Annotated in this window: 9 protein-coding genes and 2 pseudogenes; 1 reads left to right on the forward strand and 10 read right to left on the reverse strand. The window is 71.3% G+C overall.

Translation table 11 applies throughout. The annotated features are described in order from the left end of the window. Window positions 1-16: 16 nt before the first annotated feature. From BLV05_RS24620 to hisH, 10 genes and pseudogenes are all read right to left on the reverse strand, one after another. Window positions 17-1,813: an ABC transporter ATP-binding protein gene (locus tag BLV05_RS24620; RefSeq protein WP_046773003.1), complete on the reverse strand. Its 1,797-nt coding sequence runs from the start codon at window positions 1,811-1,813 to the stop codon at window positions 17-19. Then, complete coding sequence (locus tag BLV05_RS24625) at window positions 1,810-3,573, reverse strand: ABC transporter ATP-binding protein (protein ID WP_052763219.1); 1,764 nt, start codon at window positions 3,571-3,573, stop codon at window positions 1,810-1,812. The genes BLV05_RS24620 and BLV05_RS24625 overlap by 4 nt, the downstream gene beginning before the upstream one ends. A gap of 929 nt (window positions 3,574-4,502) precedes the next feature. Then, window positions 4,503-5,135 (reverse strand): annotated as a pseudogene (locus BLV05_RS24630) (IS1380 family transposase); the annotation flags it as partial. A gap of 58 nt (window positions 5,136-5,193) precedes the next feature. Further along, window positions 5,194-6,423: an IS256 family transposase gene (locus BLV05_RS24635; RefSeq protein WP_083421475.1), complete on the reverse strand. Its 1,230-nt coding sequence runs from the start codon at window positions 6,421-6,423 to the stop codon at window positions 5,194-5,196. Window positions 6,424-6,553: 130 nt separating this feature from the next. Then, window positions 6,554-7,339, reverse strand: a pseudogene (locus BLV05_RS24640) (transposase); the annotation flags it as partial. 227 nt (window positions 7,340-7,566) lie between these two features. Next, entirely contained in the window at window positions 7,567-8,868 is a 1,302-nt protein-coding gene (locus tag BLV05_RS24645; protein WP_052762277.1) for a choice-of-anchor L domain-containing protein, read from the reverse strand. Between the two features lie 156 nt (window positions 8,869-9,024). Further along, a complete protein-coding gene (hisF, locus tag BLV05_RS24650) occupies window positions 9,025-9,786 on the reverse strand; it encodes an imidazole glycerol phosphate synthase subunit HisF (protein ID WP_046767704.1) in 762 nt (253 codons plus the stop codon). Further along, a complete protein-coding gene (gene priA, locus BLV05_RS24655; RefSeq protein WP_046767703.1) occupies window positions 9,783-10,508 on the reverse strand; it encodes a bifunctional 1-(5-phosphoribosyl)-5-((5-phosphoribosylamino)methylideneamino)imidazole-4-carboxamide isomerase/phosphoribosylanthranilate isomerase PriA in 726 nt (241 codons plus the stop codon). The genes hisF and priA overlap by 4 nt, the downstream gene beginning before the upstream one ends. Further along, window positions 10,508-11,248, reverse strand: coding sequence for a class I SAM-dependent methyltransferase (locus BLV05_RS24660; RefSeq protein WP_152690648.1), 741 nt, complete (start codon window positions 11,246-11,248; stop codon window positions 10,508-10,510). Before BLV05_RS24660 ends, priA begins: the two co-directional genes overlap by 1 nt. A 2-nt stretch (window positions 11,249-11,250) precedes the next feature. Beyond that, window positions 11,251-11,898, reverse strand: coding sequence for an imidazole glycerol phosphate synthase subunit HisH (gene hisH / locus BLV05_RS24665; RefSeq protein WP_046767701.1), 648 nt, complete (start codon window positions 11,896-11,898; stop codon window positions 11,251-11,253). Between the two features lie 29 nt (window positions 11,899-11,927). Here hisH and BLV05_RS24670 point away from each other — a divergent pair, with 29 nt between their 5' ends. Next, a complete protein-coding gene (locus BLV05_RS24670) occupies window positions 11,928-13,103 on the forward strand; it encodes an alpha/beta hydrolase (RefSeq protein ID WP_052762276.1) in 1,176 nt (391 codons plus the stop codon). The last annotated feature ends 4 nt before the right edge of the window (window positions 13,104-13,107 follow it).

The raw sequence follows: 13,107 nt of genomic DNA on the forward strand, positions 1-13,107 counted from the left end.
TACGTCGCGGCCTGGATCAGCGCGACTGGCTGATCCAGGCCGCGTGCAGGGCGGCGTACACGCCGCCCTTCTCGACCAGCTCCACGTGCGGACCGGACTCCACGAGCCGGCCGCGATCGAACACGAACACCTCGTCGGCGGCCTCGGCGGTGGACAGCCGGTGCGCGATGGTCACCGACGTCCGGCCGCGGGAGATGCCCTCGAGCGCCCGCGCCAGCCGCACCTCCGTCGCCGGGTCGACCGCGCTCGTGGCCTCGTCGAGGACCAGCAGGTCGGGGTCGGAGAGGTACGCGCGGGCCAGCGCCACCAGCTGCCGCTCGCCCGCCGACAGCGACTCGCCGCGCTGCCCGACCGGCGTCTCCAGCCCGTAGGCCAGCGAGTCCAGCCAGTCCCCCAGCCCCAGCTCGGTGACGGCGAGCAGCAGCTCCTCGTCGGACGCCTCGGGCTTGCCGTAGCGCAGGTTGGCCGCGAGGGTGTCGTCGAACAGGAACCCCTCCTGCGGCACCATGACGACCCGGTCGCGCAGCGACGCGAACCGCACGTCGCGCAGGTCGGTGCCGTCGATCATCACCTTGCCCTGTACCGGGTCCATCAGGCGGGTGAGCAGCTTGGCGAACGTCGTCTTCCCGGAGCCGGTCTCGCCCACCACCGCGACCCGGGTGTGCCGGGCGATCGCGACGTCGACGTCGTGCAGCACCGTCGGCCCGCTCGGGTAGGCGTAGGACACGCACTCGAACCGGACGTCGATGGGACCGCGGGGCAGCCGGACGCCGTCCTCACCCGGGTCGGCGACGTCGGCCGGGGTGTCGAGGATGCCGAGCACCCGCCGCCAGCCGGCGATGGCGTTCTGCGCCTCGCTGAGCACCTCGGTGCCTACCTGGACCGGCGCGACGAACAGCGTGACGAGGAACAGGAACGCGATCAGCTTGCCGATCGTGATGTCGCCGGCGACGCCGAGCAGCACGCCGACCACGACGATGGCGGCGTTGGTCAGCCCGGCCACCACCTCGCCGGTGGAGAACGCCGACGCCGCGAGCCGCTGCGCCCGGCTGGCCGCGACCCGGTGCGACTCGACGGCGTCGTCGATGCGCTGCTGGGTGCGGCCCTCGACGGCGTACGCCCGGACCGCCTGGGCGCCGACGACGGACTCGGAAATGGCGCCGAGCATGCCGCCGACCCGCTCGCGCACCACCATGTACGCCGACGACAGCATGCGCTGGAACGTCCGCAGCGCCAGGAACAGCGGCAGGAAGCAGACCCAGACCAGCAGCGTCAGCTGCCACGAGTACACGGCCATGACGATGGTCGCGATGATCAGCTGGCCGATGCTGACCAGCATGATCAGCCCGCCCCACTGGACGAACTGCGAGATGGTGTCGACGTCGCTGGTGACCCGCGAAACCAGCGACCCGCGCCGCTCGGTGTCCTGGGTCAGCACGGAGAGATCGTGGACGTGCCGGAACGCCTTGGTCCGCAGCGTGGCGAGGCCCGCCTCGCTGGCGCGGAAGATGCGCCGGTTCATCAGGTAGGCGGCGATGACGGTGATGACGACGCCTACCGCGGCCAGCCCGACCATCCAGCGGACGTAGCCGAGGTCGGGGCCGCCGCCGGCGTTGAGGCCGTCGTCGATGGTCTGCTGGACGGCGATCGGCACCACGACGCGCCCGGCGGTGGCGAAGAGCGCGAGCAGCAGCGTCACCCGCAGGCCCTGGGTGATCTCGGGCGACAGCGCGAGGCCGCGCCGGAACGTCGACCATGCGGTGCCGGAGCGGACCTCGCCGAGGCGCGATCCTGGGCCGGCTACTGGGCTCATGACTGGTCCTTCGGGTTGGCGCCGGCCATGGCCCGCTCGGCGGCGTCGCGCTCGTAGGCGGTGATGAGGTCGCGGTAACCGGGCGACGTGGTCAGCAGCTCCCGGTGGGTGCCGCGCGCGGACACCCGGCCGTCCTCGACGAAGACGACCTCGTCGGCCAGCGCGATGGTGGCACGCCGGTACGCGACCACGACGACGGTCGACGGCAGCGCAGCGTCGCGCAGCCCGGCCAGGATGCGCCGCTCGACCTCGGGGTCGACCGCGCTGGTGGCGTCGTCGAGGACGAGCAGCCGCGGCTTGCGGACCAGCGCGCGGGCCAGCGCCAGCCGCTGCCGCTGCCCGCCGGACAGCGTCGCGCCGCGCTCGCCGATGTGGGCGTCGAGCTCACCGTCGAGGTCGTGCACGAAGCGGTCGCCCTGGGCCAGCCGCAGCGCCGCCCAGACATCCTCGTCAGGCGCCGCCAGGCCGAGCGTGACGTTGTCGCGGACGCTGTCCTCGAAGATGAACGGCTGCTGGAACACCAGCGACACGGCGCCGGCGACCTGGCCGGGTTCGAGCTGGCGCAGGTCCATGCCGTCGAGCAGCACCGCCCCGCTGACCGGGTCGACCAGCCGGACCAGCAGGCTGGCCAGCGTCGACTTGCCCGACCCGGTCGCGCCGACGACGGCGACCGTGCGGCCCGGCTCGACGTCGAGGTGGACGCCGTCGAGCACCGGCGTGCCCTCGACGTAGGAGTAGCCGACGTCGTCGAGGCCGAGGTGCGCCGCGCCGTTGCCGCCGTCGCCGTTCGCCGGCGTGAGCCGGTCGGTGCCGTGCGGCAGCGCCCCCTTGGCGTCGAGCACCGCCTGCACCCGCCGCCAGCCGACGCTGGCGCGCGGCAGTTCGCCGAGCACGAAGCCGATGGCGCGGATCGGGAACGCGGTGATGGTGAGCAGGTAGGCGACCTGGACGAGCGTGCCGGCCGCCAGCGAGCCGTCGGCCACCCGGACCGAGCCGATGAGCAGCACCGCCAGCACGCCGAGGTTCGGCAGCGCGTCGAGCATCGGGTCGAACGCGCCGCGCACCCGGCCGACCGCCGCGTTGGCGTCGCGCAACTGGCCGGCGACCTTGGCGAACCGGGCGGTCTCGGCGGCCTCGCGGCCCAGCGCCTTGACCACCATGGCGCCGTCGAAGGATTCGTGCGCCACCCCGGACAGCTCGGCCCGCAGCGCCTGCGCGCGCGTGGCCAGCGGCGACAGCCGGCGTTGGTAGACGAAGTTGAGCAGCAGCACGGCCGGGAACAGCAGCGCGCCGACCACCGCCAGCAACGGGTCGGCCAGGAACATCGACACCAGCGCGAACGCCAGCATGACGATGACGCCCAGCGCGAACGGCAGCGGCGCGATGGGCCAGAACGACGACTCGACGTCGGCATTCGCGTTGGACAGCAGCTTGCCGGTGGAATGCTGGTGGTGCCACGACAGCGGGAGCTTCAGGTACTGGCGGCTGACCTGGCGCCGGTACCTTGCGTTGAGGCGGTACTGGCCGAGCCCGGCGAAGTACCGGCGCACCACGATGCCGCCGGCCTTGACCAGCGACGTCACCATGATCGCAAGCGCCGCCAACACCAGCGCGCCCGTCGTCGTCTCGCCGTCGCGGAACGCCGGCACCACCACGCGGTCGGTGACCCGCCCGATGACCTCGGCGGCCGCCACCGTCGCGAACCCGTACACCGCGCTGCCCGCGACCGCGATACCCAGGATGACCGGCTCGTCGCGCATGGCCCGGACGAGGATCCGGACCCCCTCGCGCAGGGTGGCCTGCCGCTCGTCCCTCACGTCACTCGCTCTCTGCGCTCCGACTGCCCCCGACAGAGCGCAGGCGTGATCGACCGCTCGCGCGAAATCCGTGGGGTGCCCGGCTTTGTACGGTACCAACAGCCGCCGACACACCTGTAATCGGTTTCCAGTCACGAGCGGGGCGCGAGATGAGACGTTCGCCGGCGGTTTTGCCGAGTTGGCCGTCCCCCTGCTGCCCATTTTCTCAGCCGCGCACCCGCGCCTCAAGCGGACTATGGAGGCGCTTCGCGCCGACGGGACCGCTTGACCCGCGGGCCCGCGGCCTAAGAACCGGCAGCTATCAGGGGGACGGGGAAGAACCGGGCACAGCCCGCCGGATTCGTGCAGTTCGCCCGACTTTGCGTGGTTGGCTTCCTGGGTCTGAGGCGCGTCCTGGGTCTGAGTCGCGCTAAACACCCGTTTCGCGCCCGAAACCGCGACTCACACCCAGGACGCGCCTCACACCCAGATTGGTGAGCGTCCGGCGTCCTCCACAGCGAAAGTCGTCCTCGATGGCAGAAACCGTCCTCGCGCCCCATCGAAGACGGTCGCCACTATCGAAGACGACCGCCGGCATCGACGCCCGACCCGTCGCCACACCTCCCCCGTCCCCCTGATAGCTGCCAGTACTTAGACCGCGAGGGTGCGGGTCAAGTCCAAGCCCCCAACCACAGCGAACAATGAACAGCAGAGGCGCGGACTTGAGGCGCACCCTCGCGGCTAAGCCTCGATCCGTGGAAGGGCTATCGGGTGATCTTCGCTCCTGACTGTTGATCTTGATCGGGGTCGTGGGCAGGGCTGGTCGGCTGGTCTGCCCAGCTCTTCCACGTGTCGGTGTCCGGTCGGGGCCCGGTGCGGGCGGTGGTCGACGGTCAGGCCGCCGCGGCGGGTGGCCCGGTGGCGAGCACGTGGTTCCAGAGGCGGGTCCACTGCTGGGCCCAGGGCCAGTGCGTGGGCAGGTGCAACACGCGGCGGCGTTGCGGGCGGGCCAGCCGGGCGGGCACGGTGACGATCTGTCGGCGCAGTGTCGCGCCGCGCGCGACGGCATGCCGCGGACTGGTCAGGGTGCCGGCGGCGCGGAGCAGGTTGTGGGTCATCGCGGCGCAGGTCGCCCAGGCGGCGTTCGCGGCGAACCGGCCAGACGGCAGGTGGGCCAGCGGCCCGTCGATGAGGTCGGCGAACACGGTCTCGATGATCGCGTGCGCGCGGTGGGTGATGTCCGCGTCGGCGGTCGGTTCGGTGTTGTCGGTGAAGAACGGGTGGTGCCGCCAGACCGGGAACAGTTCATCGGTCTTGGCGCGGTCGCGGACCCGGCGCACGATCAGCCGGGCGGTGACCTGGTGCTTCTTGGCCTTGGAGCCGAACGCGGTGAACGGTACTTCGGCGACGTGGGCGTCGGAGATCAACTGCCCGGTGTCCGGGTCGACGACCGCGCCGGGGTAGTGCACCGGTGTCCACGCGTCGGCGGGGATGGTCGCGATCGCCCTGCTCACCGCACGGTTCTTGGGGCCTGTCAAGTTTTTCGTGTAAGACAGGGCAAACCTTTACCTTGATGTGACTTTTCTAGGTGAGTCGTCCTGGGAATTCCACGACCAGGAAGTTGAGTGCTTTCTTCCATCCATGGGTTCCGGTGCCTGATGCTCCTCCTCGTTTCCGGCTGATGTTACGGATCCCGAGAAAGAGCAGCTTCATGGCGGCGTCATCGTCGGGGAAGTGGCCGCGAGTCTTGGTGATCTTCCGCAGCTGGTAGTTGATTGATTCGATCAGGTTCGTCGTGTAGACGATTCGGCGTAGCTCGGCCGGGTAATCCAGGAACGGGATGAACTCGTTCCACGCATTCTTCCACACCTCGATCGCGCCGGGATACTGCTGCCCGAAATTCTGCTCGAATTCTTTCAACGCGATCTCGGCCGCCGCGACGCCGGGAGCGGTGTAGATGTGACGCATCGCCGTGGCGACCTTTTTCCGGTCGCCGTAGGAGATGAATCGCATCGTGTTGCGGATGACGTGCACGACACAGGTTTGCACGGTGACCTTGTCGAACACGCTGCGCGCGGCGTCAGGCAGCCCGGTGAGCCCGTCGCAGCACAGGATGAGGACGTCGCGCAGGCCCCGGTTGCGCAGCTGCGTGAGCACGTGCGCCCAGAACTTCGCGCCCTCCTCCGCGGCGATCCAGATCCCCAGCACGTCCTTCAACCCGTCGACGTCGACGCCCACGACCAGGTGTGCGGACTTCAGCGTGACCGAGCCGCGGTCGCGGACCCGGATCCGGATGGCGTCGACGTAGACGATCGGGTAGACCTCGTCGACCGGCCGGTTCTGCCACAGTGTGATCTCGTCCACGACCACGTCGGTGATCTTGGAGATCAGCGCCGGCGACGTGTTGATGTCGTAGATCTCCTTCAGGTGCGCCTCGATCTCCCGGGTCGATAGCCCGCGCGCATACAACGACAGAATGATGTCCTCGATCGCGCCGACACGCCGGGAGTGTTTCGGCACGATCTGCGGGGCGAATGTCGAATTCCGGTCTCGTGGCACGGTCACGTTCACCGGGCCGGCCGTCGTCGCGACCGTTTTGGCCGAACGCCCATTCCGGGAGTTCCCCGATCCGCGCCCAGCCGGATCACCGGGCTCATAACCGAGATGATCGGTCATCTCGGTCTCCAACGCCCGCTCCAGAACTCTCGACGTCAACCGATTCAACAACCCATGAACACCATCAACCGGTGTCCCGGACGACTCGGCATCCGCCAACAGATTATCAATCGCCTCATCCGGCAACACCGCCGCCAACCGACGAGCTGCCTCATCCGAGGAATCGACAACCTTCTCCTGCTCCGACACAAAGAATCCTCTCGCGGCCACGACGCAAACACGCCCGGACCAATCCTGGCCCACCCGGCCTTACACGAAAGATTCAACACGCCCGGTTCTTGGTCAGCGCCACGGAGAACCGGGCCCCCGCCCTCACGCAGGCGCCGACGACGACGCTGTTGCCGTAGGCCGAATCACCGCGGACCAGGATCTCACCCGCCGCGCCGGCGGCGCGGGCGGTCCGGATCGCCTCGGCGACCATCGTCGCCGCGCCCTTCCCGGAACCGGCCCGCCCGGCCCGTAGCCGGATCCCGGCCACCACCGGCGCACCGTGCTCGGTACTGATGCTGGTGGCCAGCGGCGACAGGCCCTTGCGGAGCACCTGCCGCCCGGCGATCTTGGTGTGCCCGAAGCTGGCGCCCTGCTTGGCGTGCCCGTAGACCGGGCGCAGCAGCGAATCGATGTCGACGAACGCCCGAGTCCCGATCCCGGGCAACAGCCCCGTCGTCGTGACGAGGCCGACCAGATGCGCCCGCGCGACCGAGGCCAACTGCAGGGCATGGCCATGGGTGAACTCCCGCAGGAACTGCCCCAGCGTGGCCGGCGCATACACGCCGCCGAACAACCGGCCCATCCCGCCGGAACGGACCACGTCCAGATCGTCGATGCAGTCCGCGCCGGCAGCCATCCCCGCCACGATCGAGGTGATCTTGCCCGCCGGGTTCACGCCGGCCGACTTCACCCTCACCGAGCCGACCGCGACCTTGGACGAGATCAGCTCGGACAGGCCAGCCTGCTCGGCCAAGGCCATCACCGGCACCAGCCCCGCGCACGACACGAGATTCTCGTCATCGAACCTCGGCATCGCCTTCGACCAGACGTGAGATAGTCGCACCGAGAGTGCCTTCCGCAGCAGTGGCGATCAGGACCTAGACAATCCAGATCCTCCCTGCACAGAAGGCACTTTCTTCGTCACCACACCGAACGACCAGCCAGCCAGTCCACGGATCGAGGCTAAGACCATGGGCAGCAGGGGGACGCCCAACTCGGCAACACCCCCGGTGAACGCGGCACTGCCCGCCCCACCAACCTGGCAGGACGGGCAGCACAGGAAGAGCGTCGTCAGGCCGTGGTACGACGTCCGCGCAAAACGAACGCGAGTCCCACGATCCCCAGCAGCACGGCAGCCGCCAGCGGCAGGCCCAGGTCGCCGGAGCCGGTGTCGGGCAGCGGCTCGCCGGTCTCGCTCGGCGACGGCGACGGCGAGGCCGTCTCGGTCGGCGTCGGGGTCGGGGTGGGCTCCTCGACGACGGTGATGGTGACGGTGGCCGGCTCGGACGTCGCGGTGCCGTCGGAGACGGTGAAGGTGAAGGCGTCGTCGCCGGTGTAGCCCTCGGCCGGGGTGTAGGTGAGGTCCGGCGCCTCGCCGCTCAGCGTGCCGTTCTCGGGCTCGGACGCCAGCTCGTAGGTGAGCTCGTCGCCGTCCTCGTCGGTGCCGGTCAGGGTGATGTCGACCGGGGTGTCGACGACGGTCTCGACGGCCTGGTCGTCGGCGACCGGCGGGTGGTTGGCCTCGAACGTCCCGGCCGCGATGATGACGGTGGAGTCGAGCGCGAGGTCCGACGCGTCGGCGACGGCCAGCTTGATGTGGTTGGTCTCGCCCGCGGTGACGTCGGCGGCGCAGGTCAGCACCGTCGTGAACCCGTCCAGCTCGGTCGCGTGGGCGGCCTCGCCGCCGTCCCCGGGCAGCTCGTTGTCCACGAACAGCTCGGCGTTGCTGCCGGCGTTGATCGTGTTGATCGAGATCGGCTGGGCGTCCTCGCCCACGACGGCGCAGTTCTCACCGTTGACGAAGAAGCCGAAGACGTCGTTGTACTGCGAGTCGACGTACTCGTTGTACTCGTCGGAGCCGAAGATGTAGTCGAACCGGATCTGCTCGGTCTCCGGCACGAAGTCGAACTCCAGCACGGCGGCGTCGGTGGTCGGGAACGTGGACAGTGGGTCGAGGTCGGCGTCGCCGGGCAGGGCATGCTCGGTGGTCATGTCGTCGGCGACGTTCGGGCCGAGGATCGAGCTGCGCTCGCCGCCCACGGAGCCGGACGACAGCGCGACGCCGCCGGGGACGCCGAACACGTCGTCGAAGCCGCCGGCCAGCCCGGCCGCCAGCGGGCTACCGTTGTACTCGACGTTGTCGACGGTGACGCCGTCGCCGACCAGCGTCTGGACGATCTCGTCGGCGGTCAGGCCGCCGGTGTCGAGGTCGGCGACGGTCTGGTCGCCGACGCCCTCCCCCTTGGCCGAGACCGGTGCGGACGAGCCGCGCGCGTCCTCAGCGGCCAGCGCGGCCGGCGCGCCGGCGGCGATCAGCAGAACGGCGCCCGCGGCCAGCGCGGACGTTCTGCGGGCAGACGACAGAGACCTCACAGGTGTGCCCCCTCAAGGCGTGGCGGCGCAGAGGCGCCACCGCAAAAAGACAACAGGAAATGATTCGAATCAGGTCCGCCGCGCGGCGGACGCGCGCCAGCTTAGCGGCATCGGCGGCTCTTGTGGTGACTCGACCCGCTACGTGTTGAGAACGTCTTAGCGGACGATATGACCGGATTCGGCGAGCGCCGTCTTGACCTCGCCGATGTGCAGGTCGCCGAAGTGGAAGACGCTGGCCGCGAGCACGGCGTCGGCCCCCGCGTCGACGGCGGGCGCGAAGTCGGCCAGCGCGCCCGCTCCGCCGCTGGCGATCACCGGGACGTCGACGACGGCCCGCACGGCGCGCAGCAGCTCGAGGTCGTAGCCGTCCTTGGTGCCGTCGGCGTCCATCGAGTTCAGCAGGATCTCGCCGGCGCCCAGCTCGGCCGCCTTCGCCGCCCAGCCGACGGCGTCGATGCCGGTGCCGCGGCGGCCGCCGTGCGTGGTGACCTCGAACCCCGACTCGGTGCCGCCGCCGCGCCGCGCGTCGACCGACAGCACCAGGACCTGGCTGCCGAACCGGTGCGCGATCTCCTCGACCAGCTCGGGCCGGGCGACGGCGGCGGTGTTGACGCCGACCTTGTCCGCACCCGCGCGCAGCAGCCGGTCGACGTCGTCGACGGAACGGACGCCGCCGCCGACCGTCAGCGGGATGAACACCTGCTCGGCCGTGCGCGAGACGACGTCGAGCGTGGTGGACCGGTCGTCCGACGACGCGGTGATGTCGAGGAACACCAGCTCGTCGGCGCCCTCGGCGCCGTAGGCGGCGGCCAGCTCGACCGGGTCGCCGGCGTCGCGCAGGTCGGTGAAGTTCACGCCCTTGACCACGCGGCCGGCGTCGACGTCCAGGCAGGGGATGACGCGGACGGCGACGCTCACGAGGTCGCCACCTTCAGGGCTTCCTCCAGCGTGAACTGCCCGGCGTACAACGCCTTGCCGATGATCGCGCCCTCGACCCCGATGGGCACCAGCGAGCGCAGCGCCGCGACGTCGTCCAGGCTGGACACCCCGCCCGACGCGACCACGGGGCGAGATGTCCGCGCGCAGACCTCGCGGAGCAGGTCGAGGTTGGGCCCGCGCAGCGTGCCGTCCTTGGTGACGTCGGTGACGACGTAGCGGGCGCAGCCGTCGCGGTCCAGCCGCTCCAGCACCTCCCACAGGTCGCCGCCCTCGCGGGTCCAGCCGCGGGCGGCCAGCGTGGTGCCGCGCACGTCCAGCCCGACGGCCACGCGGTCGCCGTGGCGGGCGATGGCCGACGCCGTCCACTCCGGGTCCTCCAGCGCGGCGGTGCCCAGGTTGACCCGCCGGCAGCCGGTCGCGAGCGCGGCCTCCAGCGAGGCGTCGTCGCGGATGCCGCCGGACAGCTCGACGTCGACGTCCAGCCGCCCGACGACGGACGCCAGCAGCTCGCGGTTGGAGCCGCGCCCGAACGCGGCGTCGAGGTCGACCAGGTGCACCCACGGCGCGCCGGCGCTCTGCCAGGCCAGCGCGGCCTCCAGCGGGTCGCCGTAGGACGTCTCGGAGCCGGCCTCGCCCTGGACCAGGCGTACGGCCTGCCCGTCGGCGACGTCGACGGCCGGCAGCAGTTCGAGGACGGCCATCAGAGCTTGACGGCCCGGAACCGGAGCCGGCGGTAGTCGGCCCACCAGGCGTCGTCGTGCCACAGCGCCGGCCGGGCGATCTCCTCAGCCCGCGTCAGCACCGCGGCCGGCAGCCCCTCGACCTGCGACGACGCGAACATCTCCAGCCACTTCGTCATGCCGTCGGGGCCGGTCAGCTTGGTCGGCCGGTCGTAGAAGTCGAGCTGGCGGACCTCCAGCCCGGCGTCCTCGAGGATCGCGGCGTACTCGGCCGGCGAGTTGAAGAACCACGGCCAGGTGCGGTCGGGCAGCCCGGCCTCGCGGCAGGCGCGGTCGACGGCGGCGGTGATGCTGGCGACGTTGCCGGTGGCGCCCATCTCGGCGACGAACCGGCCGCCCTGGCGCAGCGCGTCGGACACGCAGCCGAGCACCTCGACCTGCGCCGGCATCCAGTGCAGCGCGGCGTTGGAGACGACGGCGTCGACCGGCTCGTCGACGGTGAAGTCGTGCGCGTCGGCGACCCGCAGCTCGGCGGCGTCGCCCAGTCGCTCGCGGGCGGCCTCGATCATCGCCGGCTCGGCGTCGATGCCGATGACCCGCGCGCCGGCGTCGATCAGCCGCTGCGTCAGCTCGCCGGTGCCGCAGCCGAGGTCGAGAACGGACTCGCCCGGCTGCGGCTGCAGCCAGTCGAGCAGTTCCGCACCGTAGGCGGCCACGAACGCGAAGTCGCGGTCGTAGGCCCGTGCGTCCCAGTTGGTCACCGTCACAACCCTCTCACCCAGTTCTCGAGTAGGTGCAGTCCCCCGTCACCGGACTTCTCCGGGTGGAACTGCGTCGCGCTCAGCGGCCCGTTCTCGACAGCGGCGACGAACTCGTCGCCGCCGTGGTCCGAAGTGGTCACCAGAGGCGGTTTCAGCCGATCGGGCGGCGGCATCACCCACCGCCGGACACCGTAGGAGTGCACGAAGTAGAACCGTTCCTTCTCCACGCCGTCGAACAGCACGGAGCCGGGCGGCACGTCGACGGTGTTCCAGCCCATGTGCGGCAGCGGGTGCGCCTGCAGCCGCTCGACGGTGCCCGGCCACTCCCCCATGCCCTCGGTCTCGACGCCGTGCTCGACGCCGCGCTCGAACAGGATCTGCATGCCGACGCAGATGCCCAGCACCGGCCGGCCGCCGGCCAGCCGCCGTCCGACCACCTCGTGGCCGCGGACGGCGCGCAGGCCGGCCATGCAGGCGGCGTACGCGCCGACACCGGGGACGACGAGACCGTCGGCGTTCGCCGCGGCGTCGCGATCGGCCGTCAGCGTCACCTTGGCGCCGACCTTCTCCAGCGCGCGGGTCGCCGACCGGACGTTGCCGGATCCGTAGTCGAGCACGACGACGTTGCGGTTGGGTTGCACGTCACTCATCGTCCACCTCGCCGTGTCACACTTCCAGCGTGACCCTCGACGATCGCGCCGGCGCCGCGCTCGGGCGCCGCTGGCCGCTGCGGGTCGCCGTGGGCTCCGCCGCGGTCGCCGTGGCCGGCCTGGCGACCACCGGTGCGGGCGGCTGGTACTACGCCGACGAGCTGCTGCAGGTGCGCCCCGAGCCGCCGGACCACCCGGTCGAGGTCATCGCCGTCGTCGGCTCCACCGTCACGCTGGCCGGCCCGGGCGCCGACGAGCCCGGCGTCGTCGGCCTGGAATGGCCCGGCGGCTTCGCCCGCGTCGGCCGCGACATCGACGTCAGCGGCGAGTACGTCCTGCGCAGCATCCAGCCCTACCCGCAGCTGCCCGCCGTCGGTACGAAGGTCCGCGTCGCCTACTACGCCGCGCCCGACGACCTGCGCGACCTGTCGCGCGTCGCCGGCGGCGCCGCCCGGGCGGTCGAGTTCGACGGCCCGCTCGGCCGCTACCCGGCCACCTACGTCCCGGCCGACGGCGACCGCTGGCTCATCCACGTCCACGGCCGCGGCGCCACCCGGGGCCAGGCGTACCGGCTGGTCCCGACGGTGCACCGGCTCGGGCTGCCGCAGCTGTCCATCGCCTACCGCAACGACGACGGCGCGCCCGAGGGTCCGCACCGCGAGTACGGGCTGGGCTGGACGGAGTCCGAGGACCTCGCCGCTGCCCTCGACTGGGCCCGCGCGCAGGGCGCCCGCGAGTTCGTCCTGACCGGCTACTCGATGGGCGGCGCGATCGTCGGCAACCACCTGCGCACGCAGGGCTCCGACGGCGTCGCCGGCGTCATCTACGACTCGCCGGTGCTGTCGTGGCTGGACATCCTCGTCTACCAGGCGCGGCTGCGCGGCGTGCCGTCGTTCGGCGCCACCGTCGCGGCGTCGGTCGTGCGGGCCCGCACCGGCATCAACGTCTGGGCCATGGACCAGGTCGCGCACGCCGACCGGCTGGACGTCCCGGTGCTGCTGGTGCACGGGAGCGGCGACACCACCGTCCCGATGACGTCGTCGGACCGGTTCGCCGAGGCCCGGCCCGACCTCGTCACCTACGTCCGCACCGAGGCCGAGCACGTCCGCAGCTGGAACCAGGACCCGGCCGGCTACGAAGCCGCGGTGACGGCGTTCCTGACCGGGCTGCCGGCGCGGAGCGTCGACGCCGCCGTGCAGGTCTAGGGGC

Origin of the sequence: Jiangella alkaliphila, from assembly GCF_900105925.1 — a bacterium.
Lineage (GTDB): Bacteria > Actinomycetota > Actinomycetes > Jiangellales > Jiangellaceae > Jiangella > Jiangella alkaliphila.